Raw genomic sequence first — 14,297 nt, 5'->3', positions numbered from 1 at the left:
CCCCGCCGGGCCAGTCCGCACCGCTACCGGCTACTGGTGAGCCGGCCGTTGGTGAGCTCGATCTGGCGGTGGCAGCGGGCCGCCACCTCGGGGTCATGGGTGCAGATCACCACGGTCGATCCACTGGCGGCCAAAGCGAAAACCCGATCCAGCACCCGCTGCCTGGAGTCGTGATCCAGCTCGGCGGTGAGCTCGTCGGCCAGCAGCACCGCCGGCTCGATCACCAGCGCCCGGGCGATCGCGACCCGCTGCTGCTGGCCGCCGGACAGCTGCTCCACCAGGTGGTCGGCGACCTCATCCAGGCCGAGCACGGCCAGCGCGTCCTCGGCGCGGTCCAGGATCTCGTTGCGGTCCAAGCCGTCCGAGTCCGAGCCCTGCAGCACGATCTCGACGTTCTCGGCGGCGCTGAGCACGCTGACCAGGCCATAGCCCTGCAGCACCAGGCCATACCCCTCGGGCACCGTCCCCTCGACCTGCGCGCCGGTCCTGGACACCGTTCCGCTGTCAGGGGGTTCCAGCCCGGCGAGCAACGCCAGCAGGCTCGACTTGCCGCTGCCGGACGGCCCGGTGATCGCCAGCACCTGGTAGGGGTAGGCGCTGACCGAGACGTCCTCCAGCACCGCCCGCCCACCCCGCCGGTAACCCACCCGGTCCGCGACCAGGGTCGGCGGAAGCTCACCGTTGGGGTGCTGCGGCGTCGAGTGCCGGGCGGTCATCGGTGACCCCCGGGACGCTCGGGCTCGGTGGTCACCACGAACTCCACGCCGCCGTGCTTGCGCACCACCCGCAGCCGGGAACCGGGCGGCAGGCTGGCCAGCACGTCCGGTGGCAGCCGCACCGCGCCGTCGGCCTCGACGTGGACGAACTGCTCGCGCTGCTGGTCGCGGTCATCGGCCCGGCCCTCGGTGATGGTGACGCTGCGCCCCAGCGCGGCCGCCACCGCCGGGTCGTGCGTCACCACCACGACGGTGGTTCCGAAGCTCCCGGTGATCCGGGTGAGCAGGTCACCGACCTTGTCCCGGTTGGCGGTGTCCAGCTGCGAGGTCGGCTCGTCGGCCAGCAGCAGCCCGGGCGAACCTGCCATCGCCACCGCGACCGACAGCCGCTGCTGCTCGCCACCGGACATCCGCGACACCCGCTGCCCGCTCAGCTCGGCCAGTCCCAGCCCGGCCAGCAACTCGGCGGGGGACAGCAGGTCGACCCGCCGGTAACCGCGCAGGGCGCGCTGGGCGAAGCTGATGTTCTGCTCGGCGGTGCCGTAGGGCAGCAGGTTGCGCGACGGGTTCTGCACCACCACGCCGATCCGCTGCCCGCGCAGCCGCAGCAACTCCGGCTCGCTCATCACGGTGATGTCGTCGGCGCCCAGGTAGATCTGGCCGGAGGTGGGCCGCAGCAGCCCGGCCAGCAGGCTCAGCAGGGTCGACTTCCCCGAGCCGGACGGCCCGAGCAGCGCCACCGACTCGCCGGCGGCCACGCTGAACTCGACGTTGTCCAGGGCGGTGACCTCGTAGCCGTCCAGCTCGTAGTAGTGGCTCAGGTGCTCGCAGTAGATGGCCAGGCCGGTCTGCAGCACCCGGGCGCTCATTCGGCCTCCCGCAGCCGGGCCGGCGCGGCGGCGTGCAGCAGCGCGCGGCCGGCCAGCACCGCGGTGATCCCCAGCAACAGCAAGAAGATCAGCGCGAACAGCAGGACGCCGGTCAGGGCCGGCTGGTAGCTCAACGCCACCGGGGTCCGGTCGGCGAACTCGGGGATCGAGGGCATCGTCCAGCGGGCGGCCAGGTAGCCGGCCGGCACGCCCAGCAGCAGGGCCGCCCCCAGCAGCAGCAACTGCTCGGTGATGCAGGCGCCGAGCAGGGTTCGCCGGCGGATCCCGACGGCGCGCAGCGAGGCCAGCTCGAAGCTGCGCCGCCGGCCGGTCGAGGCGATCGCGATGGCGGTGCCGCCGACGGCCAGGATGGAGCCCGCGATGGCGCAGACCACCAGCAGCCGCAGCGCCAGCGCCGGGCCCTGCCGCGCCAGTTCGCTGAGCCGGCCGGCCTGGGTGTCGCCGGCCTCCACCACCAGCCCGGCGGCGCGCAGCCGGCTGATCGCATCCGCCGGCGCGGCCGGCCCCAGCCAGATCGACCAGCGGGCCTCGCTGTCGAAGGACGGCAGCTGGGTGCGCAGCCCGGTCACGTCGGCCAGCAGGCCCACGTCCAGCACCGCGGGCAGCACCGCCGGGGTGCCCACCACCTGGAAGGTCGCCGCGGCCCCGGTCTGGTCGGTCATCCGCAGGTCGGGCTTGTTCACCGCCTCCGCGGGCAGGCCACGGGGTGAGACCAGCACCGGCAACGGCCGCGGGGTGTCGGCATGCTCGATGCCGGACGAGCCGCCGGAGCGGCTGCTGTAGACGTCCTGCAGGGCGCCGTCGACGACGCTGAGGCTGTCTTCGGCATTGCCCAACCGGCTGGTCTGGGACCGCCAGCGGCCGGGGGTGTCGAGCCCGCTGTCCAGCGGCTGCCAGCGGCCGTCGGCGAAGTACTCCAGCTGGCTCACCCGCACCGTGCCGCTCAACTCTCCGAAGGTGCTGACCGGGCGGTCCCAGGTGATGCCGGTCAGGGTGCAGCCGCCGGTGCAGTCGACCGCCGCGGTGTAGCGGTGCGCGCCGGGCGCGAGCGTGCCGGCCCGGGTGTAGACGGCCCGCCGGTCGGGTTTGCGCAGGTTGAGCAGCACGATCGGCCGGTTTCCGGCACTGAGCTTGGTGGCCTCGACGCTCACTCTCAGCCGGTCCGTCCGGACCTGCAGCGGAGCGGGCAGGTCGGCCGGTAACAGCGCCCTGGTCGCTTCAGCGGGCTCCGGCGTGCCGCCGCCCGAGTAGGTCACCGCGGCCAGCCTGCTGGCGTCCACGGCCAGCACCCGGCCGGTGACCGAGCCGCCGCCGGCCGGCAGCCAGGACGCGGTGGCCATCGCCCACTGCCCGGCCGGGTCGACCTTGCGGGCGGCGGCGACCGGATCGTGCAGCGGTTCGTACTGCACCAGGGCTTGCGCGTGGGCGCCGACCTCGATCCGGGCCCGCAGCTCGCGGTTCTCACTGGCCACCCCCTCGCCGGCGATCGCGAAGGTGGCAAGGCCGACGGCGACCGCCAGCAGCGCGGCCAGCCGCAGCCCGGCGGGCCGGCGCACCACCTGCCTGGCCGCCAGGAACAGCCCGATCCGCTTGGAGCCACGGGTCATCGGCAGCAGCGGGCGCAGCGCAAGCGGAAGCAGCCGGATGCCCAGCAGCGCCACGGCGAACACCAGCAGCGCCGGCGCCAGCAGGGTGACCGGCCGCGGGCTGCCGTCCTGACCGGCGCGGCGCAGCAGCACCAGCCCGAACACCGCGGCCGCGGCCAGCACGATGTCCAGCGCCAGCATCAGCGCGCTCGGCTGGTGGCCCGGCGTCCGGCGCCACTGGTCCAGCACCGACCGCCGCAGGGTCTTGCGGCCGGCGGCGGCCGCGGCCACCAGGCTGCCGGCCAGTGACGCCGCCACTGCCACCGCGGTGGCCCAGGTGAGGGTGACCGGGGTGTCGGGGACCAGCTCGGTGGCCGCGAACAGCCGCACCGCCAGCCAGCCGCCGAGCAGCCCCAGCGGGGTGGCCAGCGCGACCAGCAGCATCGGCTCGGCCAGTCCGAACCGGAGCGTGGCCGCCGGTCCCAGGCCGCGCAGCTTGGCCAGCGCGATCTCCGAGCCCTTGGCCTCGACCGCGTCGGCGATCACCTGGAACAGCACCAGCCAGGCCAGCACCGCCAGTTGCAGGGACACCAGCAGGGTGGACAGGTTGATCAGCCGCTGCTCGGCCTTGGCCGCGGCCAGCACCGCCAGGATCTCGGTGCTGAAGCTGTCACCGACCCCGGGGTCGGCGCGCAGTTGCCTCAGCGTGGCCACATCAGCTTCCAGCGCCGGGACGTCGGTCAGCCGGACCTTGGTGGCGTCGATCGGGTAATCGACGTGCATCTCCACGCTGGCGGGGTACAGGGTCGGCAGCTCGGCGCGGTCGATGAACAGGGCGTCGACGCGGTCAGGGCTGTCCCCCGCGCCGGGGCCGGCGTTGAAGTAGCTGCGGCCCTGCCAGAACGGGTCGGTGGCGCTGCCCAGCCGGTAGGCGCCCACCACGGTGACCGTGGTTCCCGGCTCGGCCGACTCGCCGCTGAATCCGCTCGGGGACACGGTCTGCGGCAGGTTCGACATCCTCAGCCGAGTGCCGACCTTCCAGCCGTAGTCGCCCTGCAGGCTGCGTTCGCTGACCAGCGCCTCGCCGGCCTTGGTGGGGCAGCGCCCCCGGGTGAGCGCCAGGTGCGCGCAGGCGTCAGCTCGCCAGACCAGCTGGGTGATGGGGCCCACGTCGCCGATGGCCACCTGGGCCAAGGTCGAGGCACGCCCCAGCAGCTTCGCCGACACCAGCGTCCGGGGATAGGCCTCGATGCTGCCCGGCTTCGGGCCGAGGGCGGCCGCCGCGGCCAGGTCCGCGTCGGTCTGGATGTCGCGGGTGAAGGTGAAGTGCAGCGAGGCGTCGTTGGCGTTCTCGGTCAGCCGGTCCCGCAGCGTCGACTCATCGGCGGCCCGGGCGTAGAGCGGGCCCAGGGAGCCGGCGCCGATGGTGATGGCGGCCACCAGCAGGGTCGCCGCCGACAGGCCCCGGCGCCACCACAGGGCGCGCAGGAGCAGGGCCAGTCGGCTGATCCCGAAGCTGCTGATTGGCTCGCCTTCCTCGCCGGCCCGCCCTCTCGCCGGCCTGCCTCGCGATGTCATAAGACACCCTCGGCCAGCGTGCTGGTGACCGGTCCGGCCGGGTAGTTATCCGACTGATGCCAACCGGTGATGGGGGCGGCGAGGAGGGCCGGGCGGGATCGCCGAGGTGCTAGCGCGCCGCGGCGCCGACAGCGGCGCGGGAGACGCCGAAGCCGCCCCGGGCGTCCCGGCCGAACCGGGCGATCTCGGCCTGCAGGTCCAGCGGCCGGATCGAGGCCGCTCGGGCCCGGTCGTCGGAGGTCAGCAGGTCGGCCGGGATCAGCCAGACGACCTCGAACTCCAGGCCGTCGGGGTCACGGCCGTAGAGCGACTTGGTGGTGCCGTGGTCCGAGGCGCCGCCCAGGGCGCCGACGGCGGCCAGCTTGCCGGCGAGCTCCTCCAAGTCACCGAGGGTGTCGACCTCCCAGGCCAGGTGGTACAGCCCGACGGTGGCGCGCCCGGCGGCCGAGGCGCCGGCCTGGTCGCCGAGCTGGAACAGGCCGAGGTCGTGGTCATTGGACGAGCCGGGCGCCCGCAGGAAGGCCGCGCCGGGGATCGTCTCGCCGTTGGGGATGTAGTCGAAGCCGAACACGTCGCGGTAGAACGCCACGCTGGCAGCGACATCGCGGACGTAGAGCACGGCGTGGTTCAACCTGAAAACGGACATGGCGGCCTCCTGATCGGTGGTGTCAATGATGCTCTACACAGCGATGTTGAGCATTCAACTATTCCTTCGGCATCATACGGCGGCTATTTGTGAGGCAATTCATAAGGAGCTGTTATCACACTGAGCTAACACAATGCTGACTCTGCGTTATCAACTAGCGCTATACATCGGTAAAAACCCCTAAACACCGCGCTGAGCGCTCAGCTTTTCTCAAAAACTTGCGGGTTTCTTGCGGGTTCCAGGGGTATACGAAGCCTCGCCCGTCGTTTACCGTTCCTGTATCCGAAATTTACCGGCAGCCATCTTTGTGTCTGCCGTCCTCCCTTGTCCTGACACGGAGATAGTGCATGCGCGCACGCGGTAAAGCTTTGATCAGTGGACTCACCAGCACGGCCCTGGTGGCCGGCGCCTGGATGGCAGTGCCGACCTCGGCCTGGGCCGGAGTCAGCCCTGGCGCACCCGTTGTCATCAACGAGGTGTACGGCGGCGGCGGCAACGCCGGCGCGACCTACAAGCAGGACTTCATCGAGCTTTACAACAAGAGCAACGCGGCGGTGAGCCTGGCCGGCTGGTCGGTCCAGTACGCCTCGGCCACCGGCACCTCATGGGCGACCACGCCGCTGACCGGCACGTTGCCGGCCGGCAGCCACTACGTGGTGCGCGAGGCCCAGGGCGCCGGCGGCACCACCGACGTGCCCTCCGACGTCACCGGCACCATCGCGATGGGTGGCACGGCCGGCAAGGTCGCCCTCGTCAACACCACCGGGGCGCTGACCTGCGGCGCCGACTGCGACGGCAGCGCCGCCGTCGTCGACTTCGTCGGCTACGGAACCACCGCCAACGACTTCGCCGGCACCGGCCCCACGCCCGCGCCGAGCAACACCAACGCCGTCTCGCGCAACGCCGCCCACGACAACACCGCGAACAACGCCGCGGACTTCGCCGCCGGCGCGCCGAGCCCGGTTGCCTGCGGCACCGCCTGCACCACCGTCACCCCGCCGCCGGACCCGACGGTCGAGAAGACCATCGCCGAGATCCAGGGCCCGGGAGCCGAGTCGCCGCTGGCGGGCAGCACCGTCACCACCAAGGGCATCGTCACCGCGGCCTACCCGACCGGCGGGTTCCGGGGCTACTACATCCAGACCCCCGGCACCGGCGGACCGGTCGACCCGGCCACCGACACCACCTCGGACGGCATCTTCGTCTTCCAGTCCACCGGCGCCTTCCCCGCGGCCATCGAGATCGGCAACTACGTCCAGGTCACCGGCGGGGTCACCGAGTTCTTCGGGATGACCCAGCTGACCGTCGCCGCCGCTGACGTGGTGGACCTGGCCGACCCGCCCGCGGGCGTGACCGCCGCCACCACCTCGGGCTGGCCCACCACCAACGCCGCGCGCGAGTCGCTCGAGGGCATGCTCTACCGCCCGACCGGCGCCTACACCGTCACCAACACCTTCACCACCAACCAGTTCGGTGAGGTCGGCCTGGCCTCGGGCACCAAGCCGCTGATGCAGCGGACCGAGGTCGAAGAGCCCGGCCCGGCAGCCGCCAGCGCCGTCGAGGCCGACAACGCCGCTCGCCGCGTCACCCTGGACGACGGCTCCACCACCAACTTCCTGGCCACCAGCGGCGGAGTGCTCGTCAACGGCGCGCTGACCCCGCCCTACGTCTCGCAGTCCGCTCCGGTCCGGGTGGGCGCGCCCGCCACCTTCACCAGCGACGTGATCGTCGACTGGCGCAACAGCGCATGGAAGTTCCAGCCCACCACCACCGTCACCGGCCCGGCCAACGCGAACTCCCCGGCCAGCTTCGCCAACACCCGCACCGCCGCGCCCGACGAGGCCCTGATCGGCAACGCCGACCTCAAGATCGCCTCGTTCAACGTGCTGAACTACTTCACCACCCTCGGCACCGACGACGCCTCGTGCACCTCGTTCAAGGACCGCGACGGCAACGGCGCCACTGTCAACGGCGGCTGTGACCAGCGCGGCGCCTGGGATTCCGAAGACCTCGCCCGCCAGCAGGTCAAGATCGTCAAGGCCATCAACGCCCTGGACGCCGACGTGGTCGGCCTGATGGAGATCGAGAACTCAGCCCGCCTGGGCGAGACTCCCGACGAGGCGACCAACACCCTGGTGGCCGCGCTGAACGCCGACGCCGGCGCCGGCACCTGGGCAGCCAACCCGTCCTCGGCGGAGCTGCCGCCGGTGGCCGAGATGGACTTCATCACCAACGCCATCATCTACAAGCCGGCAGCTGTGACCCGGGTCGGCGACGCGCGCGCCCTGGGCACCGCCAGCTCCGCCGGCGAGGCGTTCGACAACGCCCGCGAGCCGGTGGCCCAGGTCTTCTCCCCGGTGGCCGGCGGCGGCAAGTTCCTGTTCGTCGTCAACCACTTCAAGTCCAAGGGCTCGGCCGGTCCGTGGCCGGGTGACGCCGACACCGGCGACGGGCAGGGCGCCTCCAACGAGTCGCGGGTCCGCCAGGCCACCGCGCTGCGTGACTGGATCCCGACCGTGCTGCCGGCCACCGGCACCAAGGCCGTGATGCTGGCCGGTGACTTCAACGCCTACGCCAAGGAAGACCCGCTCGACGTCCTGAGCGCGGCCGGTTACACCAACGTCGAGCAGCACTTCGGCCACGGCGAGTACTCCTACTCCTTCTCGGGGCTGGCCGGCTCGCTGGACCACGTCCTGGTCAACGCCGACGCGTTGAAGCGCACCACCGGCGCCGATGTCTGGAACATCAACTCCGGTGAGTCGCTGGCGCTGGAGTACAGCCGCTGGAACTACCACGGCACCGACTTCCACGTCCCGGACGCCTACCGTTCCTCTGACCACGACCCGGTGGTCGTGGGGCTGACCGCGAGCTCGCCCGCCAAGACCGTGCAGGTGCTCGGCATCAACGACTTCCACGGCCGCATCCAGGCCTCGGGCATCGAGGCCGGGGCAGCTGTGCTGGCCGGTGCGGTCAAGCAGTTGCGGACCCAGTACCCCGACACGGTGTTCGCCGCTGCCGGTGATCTGATCGGCGCGTCCACCTTCGAGTCCTTCATCGCCCAGGACAAGCCGACGATCGACGCGCTGAACGAGGCGGGCCTCGAGGTCTCGGCGGTGGGCAACCACGAGTTCGACCAGGGCTATGACGACCTGATCAACCGGGTGATGGCTCCGTACAACGCCGAGACCAACCCCTACGGCGGCGCCGCATGGGAGTACCTGGGCGCCAACGTGCGGCACGCCGACGACCACTCGGCGGCACTGCCCGAGACCTGGATCCAGGACTTCGACGGTGTTCAGGTCGGCTTCGTCGGCGCGGTCACCGACCACCTCAGCGAGCTGGTCTCGCCGGACGGCATCGCCGGCCTGGAGATCGAGTCCCCGGTGGTCGCTGCCAACCGGCACGCCAACGAGCTCAAGGCCGCCGGCGCCGAGATCGTGGTGCTGCTGGTCCACGAGGGCGCCGAGACCACCGCGCTGTCCTCGGCCACCAACCCGGCCACCGACTTCGGCAAGATCGTCACCGGCGTGAACGACAACGTCGACGCGATCGTGTCCGGTCACACCCACCTGGCCTACAACCACTCGGTCACGGTTCCCGGCTGGGTCAACGAGGGTCGCGCGGTGACCACCCGTCCGGTGGTCTCGGCCGGTCAGTACGGCTACAACCTCAACCAGCTGCTGTTCACGGTGGACTCCGAGAGCGGTGACGTCACCGGGCTGCAGCAGAACATCCTGCCGCTGGTGAAGACGCCGGCCTACCCGACCGACGCTCCGACCAAGGCCATCGTTGACAAGGCAGTGGCTGACGCCGCCGTCCGCGGCGCCGAGCCGCTGGGCGAGCTCACGGGTCCGTTCAACCGCGCCAAGCTCTCCACGGGCGCGGAGAACCGGGGCGGCGAGTCCACCCTGGGCAACCTGGTCGCCGAGGTGCAGCAGACTGCCACCGAGGGCGCGAACACCGGCGCTGCCCAGATCGCCTTCATGAACCCGGGCGGCCTGCGGGCGGACATGGTCGGCAGCAGCTCGACCTACCCGAACACGCTGACCTACCGGCAGGCGGCCAACGTCCAGCCGTTCGCGAACACGCTGGTCAACCTGAAGCTGACGGGTGCGCAACTCAAGACGGCGCTCGAGCAGCAGTGGCAGCCGGCGGGCTCAGCCCGGCCGTTCCTGCGGCTCGGCATCTCCGAGGGCTTCACCTACACCTACGACCCGCGGGCGGCGGCCGGCAGCCGGATCACCGCCATGTGGCTCAACGGCACCGCGATCGACCCGGCGGCCAGCTACTCCGTCACGGTCAACTCGTTCCTCGCGGCCGGTGGTGACAACTTCGGGGTGTTCGCACAGGGCGCCAACAAGAAGGACACCGGGCAGACCGACCTGCAGGCCATGGTCGACTACATGGACACCCACACCCCGGTCTCGCCGGACTACACCCAGCGCTCCGTAGGTGTGATGTTCCCGGCCGGCGCCCCGGCGTCCTACTACCCGGGTGACCAGGTCAACTTCGACCTGTCGTCGCTGGCCTACAGCACCCCGGCCGACCGCAAGGACACCGCGGTGGACGTGAGCCTGGGCGACACCGCCCTGGGATCGTTCGCGGTGAACAACGCGATCGGCACGACGGTGACCGACGAGTACGGGACCGCGTCCGTCAGCTTCACCCTTCCCGCCGGCGTGCCGGCCGGGCAGCAGAACCTGACGGTCAAGGGAGCGCAGACCGGCACCACCACCACGGTGCCGATCACGGTCGCTCAGCTGGTGAGCACCACGACCACGCTGACCGCTTCGGCCACGTCCCAGACCTACGGCACCAGCACCCCGGCCACGCTCACGGCGACCGTTGCCCAGAGCGACGGCGCGGAGCCCAGCGGCTCGGTGCGCTTCGAGGCCGCTGACGGCACGGTGCTGGCCACCGTTGCGGTGAGCTCGGGTCAGGCCAGCCACCAGCTGTCGGCCACGGCCGCGGCGGGGACCTACCAGTTCACCGCCACGTTCGTGCCGTCGGCGGCAACGGTGACCGGCTCGACGTCGCAGGCCCTGCAGTTCACGGTGAACAAGGCGGTCTCCACGACCGGCCTCACCGCGAAGGTGCTGAAGAGCAAGGGCAAGTACGAGATCCAGATGACGGCCACCGTCTCGCTGAACACCGGCAAGCCGGCCGTCGGCACCGTTGCCTTCTACCTCAAGGGTGTGGTCGTCGCACAGGCGCAGGTCGGAGCGGACGGCCGCGCCACGGTCACCGTTCCGGCTCCGAAGGAGCGGGTGCAGGTGCGGGCGGTGTTCACTCCGACCGACACCGCCAACCACCTGGGCTCGACCAGCCCGACGCTCACGGTGAACGTGGCGTAGCTCCACCCCCGGCAAGACCGGCTCCATAGCAAGACGGGCTCCATAGCGAGACCGGCTCCACAGCAAGAAGGGCTCGGCGAGGGCGCATCCTCGCCGAGCCCTTCTGTGTGTGGTCTGCCTGCCGGGTGTCCCCGCGCTTCTCAGGTGCCCAGCGCTACTTGGGCGGTCCAGCGTTACTCGGGTGCCCAGCGCTACTGGGTGCCCTAGCGCTACTGAGGTGCCCCAGCGCTACTTGGGGGTCTCGGACAGCCGCCGCAGCAGCTCGTCCACCGGGCTCGACGACTGCGGGGTGACGAAGAGCTGCAGTTGAACGGTCAGCTGCATGACAGCGCCCCGCTTGACGGTGTCGCCGGTCAGCTGCGTTCCGGTGACCAGCGCGGCCCGCTTGCCGGGACCCTGCAGGGCCGCCAGGAAGTTCAGGTCATTGGCCGCCGATCCCTTGACGACCACGGTGAGCGGCAGGGCGTAGGTCCGGCCGGCCGCCGAGGCGGTGCTGACACCCGTCAGTGGAACAGCCGCCGATCCAGCCACCGGCGCCGCCGGAGCGGCAGCCGCGGCTCCAGCCGCGGGCACCGCCGATGTCAGTGCCATCGGCTCACCCGCGGTGATCCCGCTGATGCTCACCCCGTGCTGGCTTGCGTAGCCGGTCAGCTGGCGGGTGAACTCGGCCAGGCTGCTGTTCACCGGAAGGGCGGTCCGCGCCTGCCGCAGGGAGTTGACCAGGGCGTCCATGTTGGCGTTGTCAGCCTGCAAGCGGTGGATCTTGGACTGCAGGCTGATGTTCTGGGTCTGGGCCGCGATGGTCTGCTCGTCCAGCGAGGAAGCGTTGGACAGCTCCGGGCTGACCACCATGAACCAGGCCAGCGCCGCGATCACCACTCCGGCGACCCCACCACCTGCCATCCACAGCCGATCGCCCTTGGCGCCGCTCATCACTTGCCTCCGGTTTTGACGTCGTAGCGGTGGGAGAACAGCCGGTCATCGATCGTGAACTGGACCGTGAACAGGGTGCCTTTGTCGTTCGTCGTGTTGGCCGTCGGATACGGGTCGATGAAGCCGGGCAGGGCGCCCAGCCGGTCCACCAGCGTGGACACGTCCGAGACCCGCAACGCCTGGCCGGTGACGGTCATCAGGCCGATGTGTGCGCGTCCGGAGGTGTCCAGGGAGCCGGTGCCCGAAGCCGGGTTGACCTTGGCCTGCTGGCCCGCCGGAGGCGACATGGTCACCGCCAGCTGGCTCACGGTGGCGCCGGCCGGAAGTTGCTTGAGGACCGAGGTGATCAGCGCCGACGCGTCGACGTCGCTGCTGAGCAGCTGGGACAGCTCGGTGCGCACGCCCGCCACGCTTGTCTGCAGCAGCGTGACATCGGCGTAGCGCTTCTGCTGGATCAGCAACTGCGACGTCCGGCTCTGCTCGGCAGCCAGCGTCTCGGCAGCCTGCTGGCTTTGGTAGAAGGCGAAGCCGTACCCGATGCCGGCGAGCAGCACCAGCACGCACAGCAGGTAGGCCACCAGCTTGCGGACGGCCTTGACCCGCCGAGCCTGCAACACCTCGGGCGGAATGAGGTTGGCGACGATGCCCCAACCCGGCATCGTGCTCCACAGTTCACGTGGCTGCATGGTGGTCATGCCGCTGCTCCCATCGCCAGTCCTACCGACACCGCGGTGGCTGACAGCTCCGCGTCCTCGTTCTGAAGTTCTTTCGATGCCAACCGGTTGCGCACGTGCTGCATGGGTGCGATCACGTTGGCTGGTATCGACAGGTGATCGCCGATCAGCTCGGCCAGGCCGGGCAGTGCCGCTCCGCCGCCGGTGAGCGAGAGCCGCTCGACCGGCGCGCTGGTCTGGGTCGTCCCGAAGTAGTGGATGGAGCCGCGGATCTCGGCCAGCAGCGGCCGGATTCCCTCGTTCAGCGCGTCGATGAAGGTGCGGTTGGTGGCGTGCAGGCCCTGCAGCCGCTTGGCGGCCTCGGCCTGCATCAGGTCCAGGCCGACCCGGTCGACGAGCCGGTCGGTGAGCTCCTGGCCGCCACGGGCGACCGCGCGAACCACCTTGGGCACCCCGTTGTTGTGGATGATGATGTCGGTCATGTGGGCGCCGATGTCGATGACCGCCTCGACGCCGTGGTGCTCATCGGCGATGGCGCGCAGCGCGGCGAAGGAGGACAGGTCGACCCGGGCGACCTGCAGCCCGGCGTTCTCGATCGCCTGCACGGCGGCGAGCACCGGCGAGCGCGGGGTGGCGATCAGCAGGCCGGGCACCATGCCGGTGGCCGGGTCGGCGTTGCCGAGTGGCAGCCAGTCGATCAGCGCCTGGTCCAGGGGCAACGGCACCACCTCGCGGGCCTGGTAGGGCAGCGCCTTGACCAGCTGGTCGTGGGGGAGCTCGGGCATCGGGAGGTCGCGGACCACGGTCTGCTGGTTGGTGATGCCGAGGATCACGTTCTTGCATTCGAAGTGGTTCTTCGACCACAGCTGCTTCAGCGCGGCGGTCACCGCGTTCTGATCGCAGACCACCCCGTTGAGAACGGCGCCGGGCGGCAGCTCGACATGGCCGCAGCCGTGCACGCTGACCGAGGGCCGGCCGTCGGTGGTGCCGTGCGACAGGATCGCCGCGCGCACCGAGGTGGCGCCGATGTCGACGCCGATGGCGTGACCGTCCGGATTGACGATTCCGATTTTGGGGTTGCAGATCTGGCGGTGTTTCATCGCTTCTCCTGGAGAATGGCAGCGCGGGGTGAGAGAGCGGGCTGGTTCAGAGCCCGGTGAGGTCGAGGTAGCTGTCGAGGATCGGCTGGGCCAGCCACAGCGCCAGCGCCGCCGCCGCGAGCATGAAGGGGCCGAACGGCAACGGCGTCTTTCCGGTGCCACGCCTGCTCGCGATCACCGCGATGCCAGCCACCCCGCCCAGCACGAAGGCAGCGAATGCCCCTACCAGCAAAGCCGAATAGCTCAGCCAGCCGAGCATGCCGCCGATCAGCCCGGCCAGCTTGACGTCGCCGAAGCCCATCCCCTTGGGATAGGCCAGCGCCAGCGCGAAGTAGCCGCCGAACAGTGCCGCGGCCCCGATCGCCGTCCGCAGCAGCGCCGGGTAGTCCTGCTGCCACAGCGCCGGCCCGGCCAGCAACAGCGCCAGCACCGGGTAGGACGGAAGCACGATGGCGTTGGGCAGCCGGTGACAGTCGAGGTCGATGGCCGCCAGCGCTATCGCGATCGAGGTGAAGTAGAGCCAGGCCGGCAGTCCGGGCAGCCGGTCCAGGGAGTGCAACCGCCAGGTCACCAGCACGAACGCCACCCCGGTGGCCGCCTCGACGAGCGGGTACCGGACGCTGATCGGCGCCGCGCAGTCGGCGCAGCGGCCTCGTAGCGCCAGCCAGCCCAGGACCGGCACATTGTGCCGGTTGCGAATCGGGGTGTCGCAGCGCGGGCAGTGCGAGGCCGGCATGATCAGCGATTGGCCGTTGGGCACCCGGTAGATCACGACGTTGAGAAATGACCCGATCGCCAGGCCGAACACCGCCACCACGAC

General features: G+C 70.8%; 9 protein-coding genes. 1 reads left to right on the top strand and 8 read right to left on the bottom strand.

From position 1 onward, the window contains the following. Window positions 1-23: 23 nt before the first annotated feature. From VF557_20120 to VF557_20105, 4 genes are all read right to left on the bottom strand, one after another. A complete protein-coding gene (locus VF557_20120; protein HEX8082526.1) occupies window positions 24-716 on the bottom strand; it encodes an ATP-binding cassette domain-containing protein in 693 nt (230 codons plus the stop codon). Continuing rightward, the gene (locus tag VF557_20115; GenBank protein ID HEX8082525.1) at window positions 713-1,585 is read right to left on the bottom strand and encodes an ATP-binding cassette domain-containing protein; all 873 of its coding nucleotides are present in this window, start codon (window positions 1,583-1,585) and stop codon (window positions 713-715) included. The genes VF557_20120 and VF557_20115 overlap by 4 nt, the downstream gene beginning before the upstream one ends. Beyond that, a complete protein-coding gene (locus tag VF557_20110; protein ID HEX8082524.1) occupies window positions 1,582-4,770 on the bottom strand; it encodes an FtsX-like permease family protein in 3,189 nt (1,062 codons plus the stop codon). Before VF557_20110 ends, VF557_20115 begins: the two co-directional genes overlap by 4 nt. Before the next feature lie 109 nt (window positions 4,771-4,879). Further along, window positions 4,880-5,416: a VOC family protein gene (locus VF557_20105; GenBank protein ID HEX8082523.1), complete on the bottom strand. Its 537-nt coding sequence runs from the start codon at window positions 5,414-5,416 to the stop codon at window positions 4,880-4,882. A 347-nt stretch (window positions 5,417-5,763) separates the two neighbouring features. On the opposite strand from VF557_20105, the gene VF557_20100 reads away from it, so the two are divergent. After that, complete coding sequence (locus tag VF557_20100; protein HEX8082522.1) at window positions 5,764-10,770, top strand: ExeM/NucH family extracellular endonuclease; 5,007 nt, start codon at window positions 5,764-5,766, stop codon at window positions 10,768-10,770. A 228-nt stretch (window positions 10,771-10,998) separates the two neighbouring features. Here the strand turns inward: VF557_20100 and VF557_20095 are convergent, their stop codons facing one another. The 4 genes from VF557_20095 to VF557_20080 form a co-directional block, all read right to left on the bottom strand. Then, entirely contained in the window at window positions 10,999-11,703 is a 705-nt protein-coding gene (locus VF557_20095; protein ID HEX8082521.1) for a hypothetical protein, read from the bottom strand. Further along, window positions 11,703-12,398 carry a hypothetical protein gene (locus VF557_20090; protein ID HEX8082520.1) on the bottom strand — a complete coding sequence of 232 codons (696 nt, stop codon included), beginning with the start codon at window positions 12,396-12,398 and terminating at the stop codon, window positions 11,703-11,705. Before VF557_20090 ends, VF557_20095 begins: the two co-directional genes overlap by 1 nt. Then, entirely contained in the window at window positions 12,395-13,477 is a 1,083-nt protein-coding gene (gene pilM, locus VF557_20085; protein HEX8082519.1) for a type IV pilus assembly protein PilM, read from the bottom strand. Before pilM ends, VF557_20090 begins: the two co-directional genes overlap by 4 nt. A 46-nt stretch (window positions 13,478-13,523) precedes the next feature. Then, window positions 13,524-14,297: prepilin peptidase (locus tag VF557_20080; GenBank protein HEX8082518.1), on the bottom strand; the 774-nt coding region annotated here is incomplete at its 5' end.

Source organism: Jatrophihabitans sp. (assembly GCA_036389035.1).
Classification (GTDB): Bacteria; Actinomycetota; Actinomycetes; order Mycobacteriales; family Jatrophihabitantaceae; genus Jatrophihabitans_A.
This window is presented reverse-complemented; position numbering and strand designations above follow the sequence as displayed.